This is a genomic window from Agrobacterium sp. MCAB5, from assembly GCF_052114365.1.
In the GTDB taxonomy this organism is placed as follows: domain Bacteria; phylum Pseudomonadota; class Alphaproteobacteria; order Rhizobiales; family Rhizobiaceae; genus Agrobacterium; species Agrobacterium tumefaciens.
Map to the genome: position 1 here is coordinate 1 of NZ_JBFREP010000352.1, position 376 is coordinate 376.

Here is a 376-nt window from a genome sequence, read left to right on the forward strand (position 1 = left end):
GATCAGACTTACGCCGCTGGATTGAATGTCTACGGTCGAAGCAGATAATGCTTCTTCTTGTTGACCTTGTTGCCGCGCGGTCCGCTCACCACTGGCGTCCGGTCGGCATTTTCAGCGTGCAAACCTCGCCACCTTTCTAGCCGATCGGCACCAAGCTCGCCGCGTGCGACAGCGCCTTGAACGGCGCATCCTGGTTCATGAGCATGGGTACAGTCGCGAAACCGGCACAATGGCGCCAGCTCGGTAATCTCGGCAAACAGCGTGTCTATTCCGTTGGTAACGTCGCTGACATAGAGCTTCCTTATACCTGGCGTGTCTATGACCCAGCCGCCGCCTGAAACCGCATGCAGGGATCGCGCCGTCGTGGTGTGTCGAC

The 376-nt window shown here is 58.5% G+C and carries 1 pseudogene; it reads right to left on the reverse strand.

The annotated features are described in order from the left end of the window. Nucleotides 1-29: 29 nt before the first annotated feature. Nucleotides 30-376, reverse strand: a pseudogene (locus tag AB4Z23_RS28990) (ribosome small subunit-dependent GTPase A); the annotation flags it as partial.